15 protein-coding genes and 1 pseudogene are annotated in these 17919 nt (G+C 65.1%); 15 read left to right on the forward strand and 1 reads right to left on the reverse strand.

The genetic code is table 11. From position 1 onward, the window contains the following. Nucleotides 1-41 precede the first annotated feature (41 nt). The 4 genes from cysS (at nucleotide 42) to NLM31_RS18345 (ending at nucleotide 4044) form a co-directional block, all read left to right on the forward strand. The gene (gene cysS, locus NLM31_RS18330) at nucleotides 42-1439 is read left to right on the forward strand and encodes a cysteine--tRNA ligase (RefSeq protein ID WP_254193158.1); all 1398 of its coding nucleotides are present in this window, start codon (nucleotides 42-44) and stop codon (nucleotides 1437-1439) included. Next, a complete protein-coding gene (locus NLM31_RS18335; RefSeq protein WP_254130703.1) occupies nucleotides 1439-1930 on the forward strand; it encodes a GNAT family N-acetyltransferase in 492 nt (163 codons plus the stop codon). The genes cysS and NLM31_RS18335 overlap by 1 nt, the downstream gene beginning before the upstream one ends. Beyond that, entirely contained in the window at nucleotides 1927-3525 is a 1599-nt protein-coding gene (gene cimA, locus NLM31_RS18340) for a citramalate synthase (protein ID WP_254193159.1), read from the forward strand. Before NLM31_RS18335 ends, cimA begins: the two co-directional genes overlap by 4 nt. Before the next feature lie 141 nt (nucleotides 3526-3666). After that, the gene (locus NLM31_RS18345) at nucleotides 3667-4044 is read left to right on the forward strand and encodes a VOC family protein (RefSeq protein WP_254193160.1); all 378 of its coding nucleotides are present in this window, start codon (nucleotides 3667-3669) and stop codon (nucleotides 4042-4044) included. Between the two features lie 4 nt (nucleotides 4045-4048). Here the strand turns inward: NLM31_RS18345 and NLM31_RS18350 are convergent, their stop codons facing one another. Then, nucleotides 4049-4654, reverse strand: a complete 606-nt coding sequence (locus NLM31_RS18350) for a TIGR00730 family Rossman fold protein (protein ID WP_254130706.1) — start codon at nucleotides 4652-4654, stop codon at nucleotides 4049-4051. A 199-nt stretch (nucleotides 4655-4853) separates the two neighbouring features. On the opposite strand from NLM31_RS18350, the gene NLM31_RS18355 reads away from it, so the two are divergent. From NLM31_RS18355 to NLM31_RS18405, 11 genes and pseudogenes are all read left to right on the forward strand, one after another. Then, complete coding sequence (locus tag NLM31_RS18355) at nucleotides 4854-6806, forward strand: ABC transporter ATP-binding protein/permease (RefSeq protein WP_254130707.1); 1953 nt, start codon at nucleotides 4854-4856, stop codon at nucleotides 6804-6806. Nucleotides 6807-6863: 57 nt separating this feature from the next. Beyond that, nucleotides 6864-7589, forward strand: a pseudogene (locus NLM31_RS18360) (phosphatidylserine decarboxylase); the annotation flags it as partial. 87 nt (nucleotides 7590-7676) lie between these two features. Next, nucleotides 7677-8558: a CDP-diacylglycerol--serine O-phosphatidyltransferase gene (gene pssA, locus NLM31_RS18365; RefSeq protein WP_254130709.1), complete on the forward strand. Its 882-nt coding sequence runs from the start codon at nucleotides 7677-7679 to the stop codon at nucleotides 8556-8558. Between the two features lie 122 nt (nucleotides 8559-8680). Beyond that, on the forward strand, nucleotides 8681-9400 hold the full coding sequence (locus NLM31_RS18370; RefSeq protein WP_254193161.1) for an RraA family protein: 720 nt from the start codon (nucleotides 8681-8683) through the stop codon (nucleotides 9398-9400). Between the two features lie 15 nt (nucleotides 9401-9415). Beyond that, entirely contained in the window at nucleotides 9416-10240 is an 825-nt protein-coding gene (locus NLM31_RS18375) for an SDR family NAD(P)-dependent oxidoreductase (protein ID WP_254193162.1), read from the forward strand. Nucleotides 10241-10453: 213 nt separating this feature from the next. Continuing rightward, a complete protein-coding gene (locus tag NLM31_RS18380) occupies nucleotides 10454-11227 on the forward strand; it encodes a motility protein A (protein ID WP_254130711.1) in 774 nt (257 codons plus the stop codon). A 27-nt stretch (nucleotides 11228-11254) separates the two neighbouring features. Further along, nucleotides 11255-12082, forward strand: a complete 828-nt coding sequence (locus NLM31_RS18385; protein WP_148771358.1) for a flagellar motor protein MotB — start codon at nucleotides 11255-11257, stop codon at nucleotides 12080-12082. Nucleotides 12083-12255: 173 nt separating this feature from the next. Then, nucleotides 12256-14154, forward strand: a complete 1899-nt coding sequence (locus NLM31_RS18390) for a potassium transporter Kup (RefSeq protein ID WP_254193163.1) — start codon at nucleotides 12256-12258, stop codon at nucleotides 14152-14154. Between the two features lie 154 nt (nucleotides 14155-14308). Continuing rightward, on the forward strand, nucleotides 14309-16237 hold the full coding sequence (locus tag NLM31_RS18395) for a potassium transporter Kup (RefSeq protein ID WP_254193164.1): 1929 nt from the start codon (nucleotides 14309-14311) through the stop codon (nucleotides 16235-16237). A 159-nt stretch (nucleotides 16238-16396) separates the two neighbouring features. Continuing rightward, nucleotides 16397-16723, forward strand: coding sequence for a rhodanese-like domain-containing protein (locus NLM31_RS18400; RefSeq protein ID WP_254193165.1), 327 nt, complete (start codon nucleotides 16397-16399; stop codon nucleotides 16721-16723). A 7-nt stretch (nucleotides 16724-16730) separates the two neighbouring features. Then, nucleotides 16731-17918: an aminotransferase gene (locus NLM31_RS18405; protein WP_254193166.1), complete on the forward strand. Its 1188-nt coding sequence runs from the start codon at nucleotides 16731-16733 to the stop codon at nucleotides 17916-17918. The last annotated feature ends 1 nt before the right edge of the window (nucleotide 17919 follow it).

The raw sequence follows: 17919 nt of genomic DNA on the forward strand, positions 1-17919 counted from the left end.
GAGAGCACTGGACGCCCGGCCAACAGCCGACAGGTGTCCATATGGAATTGCGTCTTTACGATACGCTGAGCCGGGAAAAGCGCGCCTTCGTGCCGCTCGATGCGAAGAACGTCCGCATGTATGTCTGCGGACCGACCGTCTATGACTTCGCCCATATCGGCAATGCGCGGCCGGTGATCGTGTTCGACGTGCTGTTTCGGCTGCTCCGCCATCTCTACGGCGAGGCGCATGTCAAATATGTCCGCAACATCACCGACGTCGACGACAAGATCAACGACCGCGCCGCGCGGGATTTTCCGGGGCTGCCGCTGAACGAGGCGATCCGTAAGGTCACCGAACAGACCGGCAAGCAGTTTCACGCTGACGTCGACGCGCTCGGCGCGCTGCGGCCGAGCGTCGAGCCGCGCGCGACCGAGCACATCGGCGAGATGCGCGAGATCATCGAACGGCTGATCAAGGGCGGGTTCGCCTACGCCGCCGAGGACCACGTACTGTTCTCGCCGCAGGTGATGAACGCGGCCAACTCCACGCTGCCGCGCTATGGCGCGCTGTCGAAGCGGTCGCTCGACGAAATGATCGCCGGCGCGCGCGTCGACGTCGCGCCCTACAAAAAGGATTCGACCGACTTCGTGCTGTGGAAGCCATCGAAGCCTGGCGAGCCGTCCTGGCCGTCGCCGGCCGGGATCAAGGCCGAGGGACGCCCGGGCTGGCACATCGAGTGCTCGGCCATGGCCTGGAAGCATCTCGGCGAACAGTTCGACATCCATGGCGGCGGTATCGATCTCGTGTTTCCGCATCACGAGAACGAGGTCGCCCAGACTTGCTGCGCCTTCCACCAGCAGCGCATGGCGAATTACTGGATGCACAACGGCTTCCTGCAGGTAGAGAGCGAGAAGATGTCGAAGAGCCTTGGCAACTTCATCACCATCCACGAGCTGCTCGCGGACTGGCCGGGTGAGGTGCTGCGCCTCAACATGCTGAAGACGCATTACACGTCGCCGATCGACTGGACCATGAAGTCGCTGGAGGAGAGCGCCAAGACGCTCAACGACTGGTATCGCTTTGCGGCCGATGTCGCGCCGTCAAAGCCGGCGTCGTCCGTGGTCGAAGCACTGCTCGACGACCTCAATACGCCGCAGGCCATCGCGGCGCTGCATGGTCTGCGCAATTCGTCCGATGCGGCCGGTCTTTCGGCGTCGCTGCGTCTGCTCGGCTTCCTGTCCGAGAGCGTCGCGCAGTGGGAAGGCCGCAAGCGGCAGGCGAGCGGCGTCGACGCCGGCGAGATCGATCGCCTGATTGCGGAGCGTACGGCAGCGCGTGCGCGCAAGGACTTCAAGGAATCCGATCGTATCCGTGATGAGCTCGCGGCCAAGGGCGTCGTGATCAAGGATGGCAAGGATGCCGACGGCAAACCGGTGACGACCTGGGAGCTCGCGTGATGGCACAAGCGCATCCCAAGCCCGGCTTGCGGCCGTTTTTGCCGGCCGACGTGCCGATGCTGGCCGCGATCTACGTCGCCAGCATCCAGGAGCTGACCGGCGACGACTACAGCGAGGCGCAGCAGGAAGCCTGGATGGAGGCGGCCGAAACCGAGGAGTTCGGCAAGCGGCTCACCTCCGACCTGACGCTGATCGCCACGCTGGACGGCTCGCCCGTCGGCTTCGCCTCGCTGCGCGGTGCCGATCACATCCGCATGCTCTACGTGCATCCGGCCGTCAGCCGGCAGGGCATCGCGACCATGCTGATCGACGCGCTGGAAAAGCTCGCCGGCGGCCGTGGCGCTGCGGCCCTCACGGTCGACGCCAGCGACACCGCGCAGAATTTCTTCGCCAAGCGCGGCTACACGGCCCAGCAGCGCAACAGCGTCACCATCAATGACGAATGGCTCGCCAACACCACCATGAAGAAGACGCTCGGAGCGCAACAATGAGCAAGGAGCGCCTTTATCTGTTCGACACCACGCTGCGCGACGGCGCGCAGACCAACGGCGTCGATTTCACGCTGACCGACAAGCAGGTGATCGCGGCGATGCTCGACGAGCTCGGCATCGACTATGTCGAGGGCGGCTATCCCGGCGCCAATCCGCTCGACACCGAATTCTTTGGCGCTAAGCCGAAGCTGAACCACGCGCGCTTCACCGCGTTCGGCATGACGCGGCGGGCAGGGCGCTCGGTCTCCAACGATCCCGGCGTCGCCGGGCTTCTGGAAGCCAAGGCCGACGCGATCTGCTTCGTCGCAAAGTCCTCCGCCTATCAGGTGCGCGTCGCACTGGAGACGACGAAAGAGGAAAACCTCGCCTCGATCCACGACAGCGTCGCGGCCGCAAAGGCCGCCGGCCGCGAGGTCATGCTCGACTGCGAGCATTTCTTCGACGGCTACAAGGAAGATGCGAGCTTTGCGCTCGCCTGTGCCAAGGCCGCCTATGAGGCCGGCGCACGCTGGGTGGTGTTGTGCGACACCAATGGCGGCACCATGCCGAACGAGGTCGAGGCCATCGTCACCGAGGTCACGAAGCACATCCCCGGCGATCACGTCGGTATCCACGCTCATAACGACACCGAGCAGGCGGTGGCGAATTCGCTCGCCGCGGTTCGCGCCGGGGCGCGGCAGATCCAGGGTACGCTGAACGGCCTCGGCGAGCGCTGCGGCAACGCCAATCTCTGCTCGCTGATCCCGACGCTGAAATTGAAGAAGGAGTTTTCGGACGCCTTCGAGATCAGCGTCACACCGGAGAAGCTGGCGACACTGGTCAAGGTCTCGCGCACGCTCGACGACATGCTCAACCGCGTGCCGAACCGGCATGCGGCCTACGTCGGGGAGAGCGCTTTCGTCACCAAAACAGGCATTCACGCCTCCGCGGTGATGAAGGATCCGCAGACCTATGAGCACGTCTTGCCGGAGACGGTCGGCAATCACCGCAAGGTGCTGGTCTCGGACCAGGCCGGCCGCTCCAACGTCATCGCCGAGCTCGACCGCGCCGGCATCGCCTATGAGAAGAGCGATCCGAAGCTGACCCGGCTGGTCGAGGAATTGAAGGAGCGGGAGGCGCAGGGCTACGCCTATGAATCGGCCAACGCCTCGTTCGATCTCCTGGCGCGCCGCACGCTCGGCAAGGTGCCGCATTATTTCGAGGTCGAGCAGTTCGACGTCAATGTCGAGCAGCGCTACAACGCCCTTGGTGAGCGCGTCACTGTCGCGTTGGCCGTGGTGAAGGTCGACGTCGCCGGCGAGCATCTGATCTCGGCCGCCGAGGGTAACGGCCCCGTCAACGCGCTGGACGTCGCGCTGCGCAAGGACCTCGGCAAGTATCAGAAGTACATCGAGGGCCTGACGCTGATCGACTACCGCGTCCGTATCCTCAACGGCGGCACCGGCGCGGTCACGCGCGTCCTGATCGAGAGCGAGGACGAGAACGGCGATCGCTGGACCACGGTCGGCGTGTCCCCGAACATCATCGATGCCTCGTTCCAGGCGCTGATGGATTCGGTGATCTACAAGCTCGTGAAGTCGGGCGCGCCGGCGTAGGGTCCACGACGACTGTCATACCCCGCGAAAGCGGGGTGTCCAGTACGCCGTGGCTTCTCGGTCGCTCTCGGGCGTCTCGGAATACTGGATCGCCCGGTCGAGCCGGGCGATGACAGTGGAGGGTGAGGAGGGAGCAGGGCAATGATCGACCACATCTCCGTCGGCGTCAGCGAGCTCGAACGCTCCGCAAAGTTCTACGAGGCCACGCTCGCCGCCCTCGGGCTCACGCGCCTCGTCACGCGGCCGCGCACGGTCGGCTTCGGCAAGACCTATCCGGAGTTCTGGATCAATCTGCGCGAGGCGATGCCGCATGTAGCCCCGGAGAGCGGCGTGCACATCTGCCTGCGGGCGAAGACAACGGCCGAGGTCGATGCATTCCACGCTGCCGCGCTTGCGACCGGCGGCGCATCCGATGGCGCGCCCGGCATCCGTCCGCACGACCGCGTGCGTTACTACGCGGCCTTTGTCGTCGACCCTGATGGTAACCGGATCGAAGCGGTGACGTTTCCGAGCGAATAGGGCGTTACAGCTTGCGCGCCACGTCGGGTGCGAGCTGCTTTTCCGTCTCGGCGATCTGGGCCACGGCGGATTTCAGCTTCGGCAAGATGTCCTCGACGCGATCGGCCTTGAGGATGTCGACCGAAAGGCCGGCGCGGATGAACTCGGTCTGGCGCATATGCGACAGCAGCGAGAACAACGGCTCCCAGAAATTGTCGATGTTGGCGAGCAGCACCGGCTTGGCGTGACGGCCAAGTTGCTTCCAGGTCAATTGCTCGACCAGCTCCTCCAGCGTGCCGACGCCGCCCGGCAGCGCCACGAAGGCGTCGGAGCGCTCGAACATCAGCCGCTTGCGCTCGTGCATGTCGGGGGTGACGATCATTTCCTGCACGCGGGTCAGCGCGTTCTCGCGCTTCCGCAGGAACTCGGGAATGATGCCGGTGACGGTGCCGCCGTGATCGAGCACGGAGGTCGCGACCGAGCCCATCAGGCCGAGCGAGCCGCCGCCATAGACCAGGCGGATGTTGTTCTCGGCGAGCGCCTTGCCGAACGCCTTGGCGCCTTCGGTGAAGTGGGGATTGGTTCCGGGACCGGAGCCGCAATAGACACAGACGGTTTTGATCGTGCTCATTGGTACCATGATGCATTGCAGCGAAGGGGCGTCAAGTCCAATCGGTGATTCGGGACACCCGGAAATCTACCGGTAAATGGCGACAAACAATCGAGGATTCGCCATCTGGCGGGGTGCGCTGGCCCCCGGAAGCTTCTATATGACGAGCGAAAACAGTTAATCGCAGCGCGCCCGCATCCGGCGGCCTCCAGGTTTCTTGATGAGCCCACCTCTGCCAGACGTCCCCGATGTACCCGAGCCTGCCGGCGGACCGCTGGAGCGGGCCACCCTGATGGGCACGCTGGCGCATCTGTGGCCCTATATCTGGCCGGGCGACCGTTACGACCTGAAGATGCGCGTAGTCTGGTCGATGGTACTGCTGCTCGCCGCCAAGCTGATCACGCTGACGGTGCCGTTCAGCTTCAAATGGGCAACCGACGCGCTCACCGGCGCCAACACCGCGCCGGTGCAGGCAGCCAACTGGCATCTCTGGGTGGTCGCGTCGCCGCTGCTCCTGACCGCGAGCTACGGCGTTATGCGCATCGTGATGGCGGTGCTGACGCAATGGCGCGACGGCATCTTTGCGCGCGTCGCCATGCACGCGGTGCGCAAGCTCGCCACCATCACCTTCGTCCACATGCACGAGCTGTCGCTCCGCTTTCATCTCGAGCGCAAGACCGGCGGCCTGACGCGCGTGCTCGAGCGCGGCCGCGAGGGCATCGAGGTCATCGTGCGCATGGTGATCCTGCAGCTGATCCCGACCATCGTCGAAGTCACGCTCTTGATGGCCGTGCTGCTCTGGCAGTTCGACTGGCGCTATGTGGCCGCGACGCTGATCACCGTCACGGTCTACATGTACTACACCTACATCGCGACCGAGTGGCGGATCGGCATCCGCCGCAAGATGAACGATTCAGACACCGAGGCGAACACCAAGGCGATCGACTCGCTGCTCAACTACGAGACGGTCAAATATTTCAGCGCCGAGGCCCGCGAAGCGCAGCGCTACGATAAGTCGGTCGCGCGCTACGAGGAAGCGAGCATCCACACCTACACCTCACTCGCGGTGCTCAACACCGGCCAGGCGGTGATCTTCACGCTGGGCCTGACCGCAACCATGCTGATGTGCGCGATCGGCGTGCGCAACGGCACCAACACGGTCGGCGATTTCGTGCTGGTCAATGCGATGATGATCCAGCTCTACCAGCCCCTGAACTTCATGGGCATGGTCTATCGCGAGATCAAGCAGGCGATCATCGACATCGAGAAGATGTTCGGCGTGATCGGTCGCGAGGCCGAGATCAAGGATGAACCCGGCGCGCAGCCGCTGACCGTCTCCGCCGGTACCGTGCGCTTCGAGGACGTCCGCTTTGCCTATGAGCCGACGCGGCCGATCCTGAAAGGCATCAGCTTCGAGGTGCCGGCCGGCAAGACGGTGGCGATCGTCGGCCCGTCAGGTGCCGGCAAGTCGACCATCTCGCGGCTGCTGTTCCGCCTCTACGACGTCTCCGGCGGCAAGATCTTGATCGACGGCCAGGACATCCGCGAGGTCACGCAGGCGAGCTTGCGCGCCTCGATCGGCATGGTGCCGCAGGACACGGTGCTATTCAACGACACCATCCGCTACAACATCCGCTACGGCCGCTGGGACGCCAGCGACGAGGAGGTCGAGGAGGCGGCGCGGCTGGCGCAGATCGACCATTTCATCCGCCTGGCCCCGATGGGCTACGAGACCCAGGTCGGCGAGCGCGGCCTGAAACTGTCCGGCGGCGAAAAGCAGCGCGTCGCAATCGCGCGCACAGTGCTGAAGGCGCCGCCGATCCTGGTTCTGGACGAGGCGACCTCGGCGCTCGACACCCATACCGAGCACGAGATCCAGGGCGCGCTCGACCGCGTGGCGAAGAACCGCACCTCGCTGGTGATCGCCCACCGGCTCTCGACCATTGTCGGTGCCGACGAGATCATCGTGCTGGACCAGGGCCGCATCGCCGAGCGCGGCACCCATGCCAGCCTGCTCGCACAGGGCGGTCTTTACGCCAGCATGTGGAACAGGCAGCGTGAGGCCGAGGCCGCACGCGAGAAACTGGCCCGGATGGCCGACAGCAGCGAGGCGCCCAACCGGGAGCCGCCGCCGGTCGAGGACGCCCTCACGGCGCAAGCGGCCGCGGAGTGAGCTTGTCTCCGGTCCCAACTCTGGCCTAAACAGGCCCACCGCGCGAGACGACCCGCGCCATCAACCCCTGAGCGGCAGATAGCGATGTCCATTCTCGATTCGATCCAGCGTCAGATCCCGCCGATCCACAAGGAGGGCTATCCCTTCATCGGCGGCTTTGCGCTGGCAAGCCTCGTCCTGTTCTGGCTGTGGTCGCCGCTGGGGTGGATCGGCACCATCATCACCGTGTGGTGCGCGCTGTTCTTCCGTGATCCCGTGCGCGTGACGCCGGTGCGCGACGGGCTCGTGGTGTCGCCCGCCGACGGCCGCGTCTCGATGATCACCATGGCGCTACCGCCGGCCGAGCTCGGGCTCGGCGACCGGCCGCTGCCGCGCATTTCGGTGTTCATGAGCGTGTTCAACTGCCATGTGAACCGCGCGCCCGTAGCGGGCAGGGTGGATCGCATCGCCTATCGGCCCGGCCTGTTCATCAATGCCGAGCTCGACAAGGCGAGCGAGGACAATGAGCGCAATTCGCTTGTCATCTCGACGCCGCAGGGCCGCATCGGCGTGATCCAGATCGCGGGCCTGGTCGCAAAACGCATCGTCTGCTTCGTCAAGGAAGGGCAGGCGATCGGCGCTGGTGAGCGGTTCGGCCTGATCCGGTTCGGCTCGCGGCTCGACGTCTACCTGCCGGTCGGCACCAAGGCGCTGGTCTCGGAAGGGCAGACCGCGATCGCCGGCGAGACCATCCTGGCCGATCTGACCGGCGACGACCCCGGCCGCGCCTATCGCGCCAATTAACCATCGGGCCGCTGTCGGGGGCCTTCCGCCGCAATGGCGGAAGGGAGCACGGCTTGCTATATCTCGCCTGCAGGTGAGGACGCGCCAATGACGCCCTACGACTACAGAGATCCCGATGTTCGCCGCCGGCGGTTCCGCCCGATCCCGGTGCGGATGCTGGTGCCCAACGTCATCACGTTGCTGGCGATCTGCGCCGGCCTGACCTCGATCCGGCTCTCGATCGAGGGGCGGATATCGCTCGCCGTCTACGCCATCGTGTTCGCGGCCGCGCTCGACGGCATCGACGGCCGCGTCGCGCGCCTGATCAAGGGCCAGTCGAAATTCGGCGCCGAGCTCGACAGTCTCGCCGATTTCGTCAATTTCGGCGTCGCGCCCGGCCTGATGCTGTACTTCTGGCAGCTGCACGAGCTCGGCAATGCCGGCTGGATCGCCGCCATGGTGTTTGCGATCTCCGGCGGCCTGCGGCTCGCGCGCTTCAACGCCACCATGGACGATCCGAACAAGCCGGCTTTCGCCGCCAATTTCTTCACCGGCGTGCCCGCGCCGGCCGGCGCAATCACGGTGCTGCTGCCGATCTACGTGGCCTTCCTCGAGCTTGGCCGCGCGCCCGCGGCATTGACCGCCGCCTATACGCTCCTGATCGCCTTCCTGATGGTCTCGCGACTGCCGGTGTTCTCCGGCAAGACCAAGCGGATGCGCGTGCCGCCTGAGCTCGTGCTGCCTGCGTTCGTCGCGGTGATCGTCTTCATCGCGATCTTGATTGCCTATCCCTGGCACGTGCTCACGGCGGGCACGGTGCTCTATCTGCTCGGCCTGCCGCTCGGCTACAAATCCTACCGCGATCAGGCCCGCGCGACGGAAGCCGTGGCGCCTGCGGGCGGCGAGGTCTCGTCGCCGCCGTCGGCGCCGACAATGGCCAGCCTGTCCGAACCACCGCATGACGACGACCGGCCCGGACGGCTGCACTGAGCGATCGCACGCGGATATCTGCCATGAGAGCGCCTGAGTTGGGTTGAGGCCCGATCTCGGCTATATCGCCCTGTGCCGGCGGCACCGCGCCAACAGCGGCCGCCAATCTGGGAGATAACGCCGTGACGAATTCTGCGACCGGGCCGCTGCCCGCTTCCGTCCTCGAGGCGCTGGGCCGCTATGACACGCCGACGATCTGCAACGCCATGGAGATCGTGGCGCCCGAGCGCCGCCTGATCGGCTACACCACCAAGCAGCTGGTCTGCCCGTTCCCGGATCTGCCGCCGATCGTCGGCTACGCCCGCACCGTCGCGATCCGCTCGGTGTTGAAATCGTCGCTGCCGGCCGAAGAACAGTCGAAGCGCCGTATCGAATATTACGAATATGTCGGCACCGGCCACGGTCCGCGCATTTCGGTGATCCAGGACATCGACGGTCCCGACGTCGGCTACGGTGCGTTCTGGGGCGAAGTGCAGAGCAACGTGCACAAGGCGCTCGGTTGCCTCGGCGTCATCACCGACGGCTCGATCCGCGACATTCCGCAATGGGCCCCGGGCTTCCAGGCGCTGGCCGGCTCGATCGGCCCGTCGCATGCATGGGTGCATGCCGAGAGCTTTGGCGGCGAGGTACGCGTCGCCGGCATGACCGTGAAGTCGGACGATCTGATCCACGCCGACCAGCATGGCGCCATCGTGATCCCGTTCGACATCGCCGCGAAGCTCCCCGAGGCCGCCGAGCTCTGCGGCCGCCGCGAGACGCCGATCCTCGAGATCGCGCGCAGCCCGGACTTCTCGCTGGAGAAGCTCAAGGCCGCGCTGAAGCGCTCGGCGGAGATCCACTAATCTCGGGCTAGCTCCATGGACATGCGCGGCAAGACGGTTCTGATCACGGGCTCGACCGATGGTGTCGGGCGCTATGTCGCGAACCGCCTTGCCGCCGAGGGTGCGCATGTTCTGATCCATGGTCGCGACGCGGTGCGGGCAGAAGCGCTGATCGACGAGATCGTGAAGGCCGGGCATACGGCGCCGACTTTCTATCAGGCGGATCTGTCGTCGATGGCTGGCACGCGCGAGCTCGCCGCGGCCGTGACGCGGGATCATCAACGCCTCGATGTTTTCGTCAGCAATGCCGGCATCGGCTCGCAGAGCGACGGGCCGCAGCGCCAGGAGAGCCGCGACGGTCACGAATTGCGCTTTGCCGTGAATTATCTCTCGGGCTTCCTGCTGGCCCATCTGCTGCTGCCGTTGCTGAAGGCCGCCGCGCCGTCGCGCATCGTCAATGTCGCCTCGCTCGGCCAGCATCCGATCGACTTCGGCGACGTCATGATCACGAAAGGCTACAGCGGCTCGCGCGCCTATGCGCAGAGCAAGCTGTCGCAGATCATGTTCACGATCGATCTCGCGGCCGAGCTCAGGGACGCCGGTATCACCGTGAATTCGTTGCATCCGGCGACCTACATGAACACGACGATGGTGCGTGCCGGCGGCATCACGCCGATATCGACGGTGGAGCAGGGTGGTGCTGCGATCCTGCGTCTCGTCCAGGGCGACGATATCGCGGGCAAGAGCGGCCTGTTCTTCAACGGCATGAACGAGGCGCGTGCCAATCCGCAGGCCTATGATGCCGATGCGCGCAGTCGCTTGCGCGCGCTCAGCCGGGAGCTGACGGGACTGTCGTCCTGACCCGCCTCATTTATGGTTAGCAAAGCGTTGAGATTGATGTCGCGGAACGGCAAAGCCGCCGTTTGTTCAGCGCGTCGCGCCGCTCCGTCGCATCGGCTGAACTTAACCTTTACGCGGCTTTAAGGGCGGCGCTCTAGGGTTTTCGATGCGGTTCGGGGTTGGACCGCGCCACCGGCCAGGATGGCCGTTGTTGCGTTCGCTTTGGAGACTCCCATGGATATCATGACGGGCGCCGGTCTTGTGGCCGGTTTGGTCGTTATCGCCACGATGGTGTTTCTGGGCGGCGACCTCGGCATGTTCATGAGCGACCATGCTGCGATCATCATCTTCGGCGGCTCGGCCGCAGCGACCATGATCCGCTTTCCGCTCTCGGCGCTGGCGCACGGCCTGCCGCTCGGCATGAAGTTCGCGTTCACGATGAGCCGGCTGTCGGCGCACGACCTGGTCGATGAGCTCGCCCGCATCGCCGAGATCGCCCGCAAGCAGGGTCCGGTCGGCCTGGAAAAGGTCGAGACCGACGAGCCCTTCCTCGCCAAGGGCATCCGCTACGTCGCCGACGGCTACGACCTCGATTTCATCAGGGACAATCTGGAACGCGACCGCGACAATTTCCTTTTGCACCTCAACGAAGGCAGCAAGATCTACCGCGCCGTCGGCGATTGCGCCCCCGCGTTCGGCATGATCGGAACGCTGATCGGCATGGTGCAGATGTTCTCGAACATGTCGGATCCCTCGAAGCTCGGCCCGTTCATGGCGACCGCTCTGCTGGCAACTCTCTACGGTGCGTTGGTCGCGAACCTGCTCTGCCTGCCGATCGCCGACAAGCTGCACGGCAAGCTGATCGACGAGGAAACCAATCGCACGCTGATCATCGACGGCATCCTCATGATCCGCGACTCCAAGAGCCCGACTTTGGTGCGCGAAATGCTGCTGGCCTATCTGCCCGAGAAGCACCGCCACGCCGAAGGCGAGCCGGTTCCGGCGTAACGCCGCCGGACGCCGGGGATCTGACCGATGGCAAAGAAAAAGCGCGAGGAAGCACACGGCGGCCATGGCTGGTTCGTGACGTTCGCGGACCTGATGGCCTTGCTGCTGGCGTTCTTCGTGATGCTGGTCGCGTTCTCCACACAGGACGCCAACAAGCTGAAGATCGTCGCAGGCTCCATGCGCGAGGCCTTCGGCGTCCAGAGCGAAGCGCGCTACGCCGGTATCATCGAATCCGACGGCCTGCCGACCCGCGCGCGGCTGAAGAACGTCGACCACATCCAGCCCGAGGAGTCCTCCAACACGCCGACGCCGGACCAGGAGGATCGCGACAAGACGTCCGGCGCCAAGATCAAGGTCGACCGCAACTTCGCGCTCGCCGCTGCCTCGCTGCGCCAGGCGTTGCAGGACATGCCCGAACTGACCGAGATGTCCAAGCACATCATGTTCGAGGAGACCAAGCAGGGCCTCAATCTCGAGATCGTCGACCAGGACGGCCGCTCGATGTTCGCGGACGGCTCCAAGGTGCCCTACGACCGCACCCGCCGCCTGATCGAGAAGCTCGCGATCCCGCTGAAAGCAACCCCGCTGCGCGTCTCCATCGCCGGCCACACCGCGGCCGGCTTCGTCCCGACCCGCAGCGATTACGGCGCCTTCGACCTCTCGGCCGACCGCGCCAATGCCGTGCGCCAGATCCTCGAGCGCGAGGGCTTGCCGCCGTCCCACATCTTCGCCGTCTCCGGCAAGGCGGACACGCAGCCGCTATTCCCGGATGATCCGTCGCTCGCCGCGAACCGCCGCGTCACGATCACCCTGATGCGTGAAGATCCGCCGCTGCCGCCGAACTTGAAGCCCTAAATCCCTTGCGCTACCATTTTACCTGAGGCTATTCGCCGCGAAGGCGACGAACGTGGCCGCGCCGTCACAGCATCTCGCGCAGCGCCTGCTATGGTGGAGGGCCGATTGACAGGCGCGCCGGAAGCGTCAAAAGGCGCCGGATCAATTCCAGGGACGAAGCGTTTTCCACCTTCATGACGGCGAGCATCACATCGACTGAGACCCAGGATGGGCCGGTCACCTCCGGTTTTTGGTCCCTCACGCTCGGGAGCATCGGTGTCGTTTTCGGCGACATCGGCACCTCGCCGCTTTACGCGTTCCACGAGGCGGTCAGGGGCGCGGCCCATGGCGAGCCGGTGACGCGAATCATGGTGCTCGGCGTGCTCTCGCTGATCCTGTGGGCGCTGCTGATCGTCGTCACCGCCAAATACGTGCTGCTGCTGCTGCGTGCCGACAACAACGGCGAGGGCGGCACGCTCTCGCTGATGGCGCTCGGCCAACGCGCGCTGGGGCGGCGGAGCTGGTTTCTGCTCGCGCTCGGTGTGGTCGGCGCGTCGATGTTCATCGGCGATTCCATGATCACGCCGGCGATCTCGGTGCTGTCGGCGGTCGACGGCCTCAAGCTCGCGACGCCGGCATTCGAGCATTATGTCGTGCCGCTGACGGTGCTGATCCTGGTGCTGCTGTTCGCGGTCCAGAGCAAGGGGACCGCGCTGGTGGCCTCGGCCTTCGGGCCGGTGATGGTGGTCTGGTTCACGGTTCTGGCGGTGCTGGGCGCCATTCACATCGCCGACGATCCGTCGGTGCTGGCCGCGATCAATCCCTACTATGCGTTCCAATTCCTGCTCTCGCACGGCACGATCGGCCTGGTAACGCTCGGCGCAGTCTTCCTCGCCGTGACCGGCGGCGAGGCGCTGTATGCCGACCTCGGCCATTTCGGCCGTAAGCCGATCCAGTCGGCCTGGATGTTCTTCGTGCTGCCGGCGCTGCTGATCAATTATTTCGGGCAGGGGGCGCTGGTGCTGTCCGATCCAAGCGCGATCGAGCACTCCTTCTATCGCATGGTGCCCGAGCACTTCGTGCTGCCGCTGGTCGGTCTTGCAACGGCCGCGACCGTCATCGCCAGCCAGGCGGTGATTACCGGCGCCTATTCGCTGGTCTATCAGGCGGTGCAGCTCGGCCTCTTGCCGCGTTTCGAGGTGCGCTACACCTCCGAAACCCACGCCGGCCAGATTTATCTGCCGCGTGTCAACCGGCTGCTGCTGATCGGCGTGATGCTGCTGGTGCTGTTGTTCCACACGCCCAGCAATCTGGCTTCGGCCTACGGCATTGCGGTCTCCACCACCATGGTCGCCGACGGCATCATGGGCTTCGTGGTGATCTGGAAATTGTGGAACTGGAAGGCTGCTACCGCGGCGGTCGTGATCCTGCCCTTCGTCATGGTCGACATGACCTTCTTCAGTGCCAATTTGCTGAAGCTGCTCGAAGGCGCCTGGGTGCCGCTGCTGTTCGGCGCGGCGATGGCGGGGACGATCTGGACCTGGAGGCGGGGCTCGGGGATCCTGATCCAGAAGACGCGCCGGATCGAGGTGCCGCTCGACGATCTGATCCGCAGCCTGGAGAAGCGGCCGCCGCACATCGTCAAGGGCACGGCGGTGTTCTTGACCAGCGATCCCGCCTTCGTGCCGACCGCCCTGTTGCACAATCTCAAGCACAACAAGGTGCTGCACGAGCACAACGTGATCCTGACCATCGAGACCGCGCACACGCCGCGGGTCGATCTCTCCGAGCGCTTCAAGATGGAGAAGATCAGCGAGAAGTTCTCCAAGGTCCGCTTGCGCTTTGGCTACATGGAGCAGCCGAACGTGCCCAAAGCGCTCGCGATCGCGCGCAAGCAGGGCTGGCAGTTCGACATCATGTCGACGTCGTTCTTCGTGTCGCGGCGCTCGCTGAAGGCGTCGGCGCAGTCGGGCATGCCGCTCTGGCAAGACCACCTGTTCATCGCGCTCAGCCGCTCGGCCAATGACGCCACCGACTATTTCCAGATTCCGACGGGGCGGGTGGTTGAAGTCGGAACCCAAGTCACCATCTGAAACCTCCATCGGGACGCAATTGACGGACCTATGCGGATTTTGCATGCCAAGGGCCCAGAATCGGGCTAGGCTATGCCGGCAGCGCAGGACTATAAGCCGCGCGCTCTCTTCCGCCGTTGTGCAGTGAAGCATTTTGAGGCCACTAGGCTCTCCCATGACAAGTGACGTAGCAGTTCCCGCCCCGGAAACGGCGGCGGCCAATGGGCATGGCGATGCCCACACCACCGCCGGCTTCGGCGCGCTGACGCTCGGCAGCATCGGCGTGGTCTATGGCGACATCGGCACCAGCCCGCTCTACGCGTTCCGCGAGGCGGTGATGGCGGCGTCAGGCGCGGAAGGCGCGCCGACGCCGGCGGCCGTTCTCGGCGTGGTGTCGCTGATCCTGTGGGCGCTGATCGTCGTGGTGACGCTCAAATACGTCGTCATCCTGCTCCGCGCCGACAACAACGGCGAGGGCGGCACGCTGGCCCTGATGGCGCTGGCCCAGCGCGCGGTCGGCACCGGCGGGGCGACCATCGTCTTGCTCGGCATCATCTCCGGCGCCCTGTTCTACGGCGACGCCGTGATCACGCCGGCAGTCTCGGTGCTGTCGGCCCTGGAGGGTATGAAGGACGTCACGCTGCGGTTCGAGCCCTACATCGTTCCGCTGACGGTGGTGATCCTGGTGTTCCTGTTTGCCGTGCAGTCGCGCGGCACCGCCCGCGTTGCGGCGTTCTTCGGACCCGTGATGTGCGTCTGGTTTGCGGTGATTGCGATCGCCGCGATCCATCCGATCATCGCGCAGCCGCAGGTGCTGCTGGCGCTGAACCCGTTCTACGCCGTGTCCTTCATGTTCCATCACGGCATCATCGGCTTCGTGACGCTGGGTGCCGTGTTCCTGGCCGTGACGGGCGCCGAGGCGCTCTATGCCGACCTCGGCCATTTCGGCAAGCGGCCGATCCAGACCGCCTGGCTGTTCATCGTGCTGCCGTCGCTGGCGCTGAACTATCTGGGGCAGGGCGCTCTCGTGCTCGGCGACCCCGGAGCGATCGAGAGCCCGTTCTTCCAGCTGTTCCCGCAAGGCATCTTCCGCGGCTGCATGGTCGTGCTGGCCACGGCCGCCACCGTGATCGCGAGCCAGGCCGTCATCACCGGCGCCTATTCGCTGACGCGCCAGGCGATCCAGCTCGGGCTGCTGCCCCGATTCGAAATTCGCCATACCTCTGAAGCCCATTCCGGCCAGATCTTCATCCCGCGCATCAACCAGCTGCTGCTGGTCGCGGTGATTATGATGGTGCTGCTGTTCCGCTCCTCCAGCGCGCTCGCCTCGGCCTACGGCATCGCCGTGACCGGCACGATGGTCGTCACCGGCTTGATGGGTTTTGTCGTGATCTGGAAGGCCTGGAAGTGGTCGCCGCTGTGGGCCGCCGCCCTGATCGCGCCGTTCCTGTTCCTCGACCTGACCTTCCTCGCCGCCAATTTGCTCAAGGTGTTTGAGGGCGGCTGGGTGCCGCTCGCACTCGGCTCGCTCATGATCATCATGATGTACACATGGCGGCGCGGCAGCCGGCTGCTGTTCGAGAAGTCGCGCAAGCTGGAATTCCCGCTGGCCGACCTCGTGGCGATGCTGGAGAAGCGACCGCCGCAGCGGGTGCCCGGCACGGCCGTGTTCCTGACCAGCGATCCCCTGAGCGCGCCGACGGCGCTGATGCATAGTCTGAAACACTACAAAGTGCTTCACGAGAAGAATGTCATTCTCACCATCGAGACCGCGCAGACCCCGCGGATCGATCCGGCCGAGCGGGTGAAGCTGGAGCAGATCTCACCGACCTTCTCCAAGGTGACGCTGAAGTTCGGCTTCATGGAATCGCCCAACGTGCCGAAGGCGCTGGCGATCGCCCGCAAGCTCGGCTGGCAGTTCGACATCATGTCGACCTCGTTCTTCCTGTCGCGGAGGGCGCTCAAGCCCGCCGCCCATTCGGGGATGCCGCGCTGGCAGGATAGGCTGTTCATCTCGCTCAGCCGCTCCGCCAACGACGCCACCGACTATTTCCAGATCCCCTCTGGCCGCGTGGTCGAGGTCGGTACGCAGGTGACGATCTAGCGCCGGATTCAAAGCGCACTTCAAGTCGCTGCGATTTAGCTTTAACTTGCGCAAGGCAGCTCAAGCCTTTGTAGCGCTTGATTTTCGCATGCCGAGAGGCGAGGTTGCCGCCGGCCGGGATCGCCCCGGCGGGCGCGCCCTGCGACGTTGGAGGATGATGTGGCAAATCAAGTACAGGATCTGACCCCCGAGGAAGTGTCCGAGGGTGTCGCGGAGGGCCGCTATCTGCTCGTCGACGTCCGTGAGCCGAACGAGGTCGAGGCCGAGGCCTACCCTTACGGCGTGGTCGTGCCGCTCTCGACCTTCGATCCCAAGGCGATCCCGGATCCGCAAGGCAAGGAGGTCGTGTTCGCCTGCCGTTCGGGCAAGCGCTCGGTGACCGCCTCGCTCGCGGCGCAAGAGGCCGGCCTGCCTTACAACAAGCATCTGGCCGGCGGCATGCTCGGCTGGAAGGCGGCGGGTCTTCCCAGCAAGGTCGGTGGCTAGCCCGGCGATGACGACCAAGAGCTCCTCGCTGAACAAGGTCTTCGCCGACCTTCCCGTCACCATCTTCGAGGCGATGTCGCAGGCCGCGCGCGACAACAACGCCATCAATCTCGGCCAGGGCTTCCCTGACGATCCCGGCCCCGAGGACATCCGCCGCGCCGCCGCCGACGCCTCGCTCAACGGCTACAACCAGTATCCGTCGATGATGGGCATCCCGGAACTGCGCCAGGCGATCGCGACCCATTACGGCCACTGGCACGGCCTCAAGCTCGATCCGATGAGCGAGGTGATGGTGACCTCCGGCGGTACCGAGGCGCTGACCTCGGCGATCCTGTCGGTGGTGCAGCCGGGCGACGAGGTCGTCTGCTTCCAGCCGGTCTATGATTCCTATCTGCCGATCATCCGCCAGGCCGGCGGCATTCCGCGGCTCGTACGTCTTGAGCCTCCGCATTGGCGGCTGAATGAGGACATGCTGAAAAGCGTCTTCAATTCAAAGACCAAGGCGGTGCTGTTCAACAATCCTCTGAATCCGTCCGCGGTGGTCTATCCGCGCGAGGACCTTGAGCTGCTGGCGCGCTACTGCCAGGAGTTCGACGTCATCGCGATCTGCGACGAGGTCTGGGAGCACGTCACCTTCGACGAGCACAAGCACATCCCGCTGATCACTATCCCCGGCATGCGCGACCGCACCATCAAGGTCGGCTCGGCCGGCAAGATCTTCTCGCTGACCGGTTGGAAGATCGGCTTCGTCTGCGCCGCGCCGCCGCTGTTGCGCGTCGCGGCCAAGGTGCACCAGTTCCTGACCTTCACTACCGCGCCGAACCTGCAGGCCGCCGTTGCCTACGGCCTCGGCAAGCCGGACGAGTACTTCCTGTCGATGCGGAAGGATCTGACCCGGAGCAGGGACCGCCTGACCAAGGGGCTGGAGAGCCTCGGCTTCCCTGTGCTGAAGTCGCAGGGCACCTACTTCCTCACCGTCGACCTGTCGCCGCTCGGGCTCAACGAGAGCGATGCCGAGTTCTGCTGGCGCATCGTGAAGGACTACAAGGTCGCGGCGATCCCGGTCTCGGCGTTCTACGAGCAGGACCCGGTGACCTCGGTGGTCCGCTTCTGCTTCGCCAAGAAGGACCAGACGCTCGACACCGCGCTGGAGCGGCTGTCGGACGCGATCCGCGGACGCAAGAGGTCAACCTGAG

The organism is Bradyrhizobium sp. CCGUVB4N (assembly GCF_024199945.1).
In the GTDB taxonomy this organism is placed as follows: Bacteria; Pseudomonadota; Alphaproteobacteria; order Rhizobiales; family Xanthobacteraceae; genus Bradyrhizobium.

Bases quoted from the DNA above. Each gene is read 5' to 3' on its own strand.
- cysS (WP_254193158.1), top strand. From the start codon at position 42: ATGGAATTGCGTCTTTACGATACGCTGAGCCGGGAAAAGCGCGCCTTC.
- NLM31_RS18335 (WP_254130703.1), top strand. From the start codon at position 1,439: ATGGCACAAGCGCATCCCAAGCCCGGCTTGCGGCCGTTTTTGCCGGCC.
- cimA (WP_254193159.1), top strand. From the start codon at position 1,927: ATGAGCAAGGAGCGCCTTTATCTGTTCGACACCACGCTGCGCGACGGC.
- NLM31_RS18345 (WP_254193160.1), top strand. From the start codon at position 3,667: ATGATCGACCACATCTCCGTCGGCGTCAGCGAGCTCGAACGCTCCGCA.
- NLM31_RS18350 (WP_254130706.1), bottom strand. From the start codon at position 4,654: ATGAGCACGATCAAAACCGTCTGTGTCTATTGCGGCTCCGGTCCCGGA.
- NLM31_RS18355 (WP_254130707.1), top strand. From the start codon at position 4,854: ATGAGCCCACCTCTGCCAGACGTCCCCGATGTACCCGAGCCTGCCGGC.
- pssA (WP_254130709.1), top strand. From the start codon at position 7,677: ATGACGCCCTACGACTACAGAGATCCCGATGTTCGCCGCCGGCGGTTC.
- NLM31_RS18375 (WP_254193162.1), top strand. From the start codon at position 9,416: ATGGACATGCGCGGCAAGACGGTTCTGATCACGGGCTCGACCGATGGT.
- NLM31_RS18380 (WP_254130711.1), top strand. From the start codon at position 10,454: ATGGATATCATGACGGGCGCCGGTCTTGTGGCCGGTTTGGTCGTTATC.
- NLM31_RS18385 (WP_148771358.1), top strand. From the start codon at position 11,255: ATGGCAAAGAAAAAGCGCGAGGAAGCACACGGCGGCCATGGCTGGTTC.
- NLM31_RS18390 (WP_254193163.1), top strand. From the start codon at position 12,256: ATGACGGCGAGCATCACATCGACTGAGACCCAGGATGGGCCGGTCACC.
- NLM31_RS18395 (WP_254193164.1), top strand. From the start codon at position 14,309: ATGACAAGTGACGTAGCAGTTCCCGCCCCGGAAACGGCGGCGGCCAAT.
- NLM31_RS18405 (WP_254193166.1), top strand. From the start codon at position 16,731: ATGACGACCAAGAGCTCCTCGCTGAACAAGGTCTTCGCCGACCTTCCC.